We start from the raw sequence: 266 nt of genomic DNA, 5'->3' as shown, positions 1-266 counted from the left end.
AGCGAACTTCTTCAAAAATAACGTACACTGAAAATCAATAACTTACACATAAATGGTACAAATATGGAACAAAACACTTATTTTATTTCACAAAACTACATTAATTGGTTATCTGCTTATCCGCCTCAGAAGGCCTTACCTGTCCTGAGGGATGGTTATGAATCATAATCAGCCACATTGCATTAGATTTAATTGCTGCTGCAAATACCATTCTAAGGTCAACTGAAGTGCCAGCAATTCCGCCTGAGGATACTTCATACATGCCC

1 protein-coding gene is annotated in these 266 nt (G+C 37.2%); it reads right to left on the bottom strand.

Annotated features, from left to right (window positions below; translation table 11 throughout):
* Positions 1–100: 100 nt before the first annotated feature.
* Complete coding sequence (locus ACWA1B_RS22810) at positions 101–262, bottom strand: JAB domain-containing protein (protein WP_456910913.1); 162 nt, start codon at positions 260–262, stop codon at positions 101–103.
* Between the last annotated feature and the right edge of the window lie 4 nt (positions 263–266).

The organism is Flavobacterium xizangense (genome assembly GCF_054075145.1).
The sequence above is the reverse complement of the archived record's forward strand: the minus strand, read 5'-3'. Positions and strand labels throughout refer to the sequence as shown.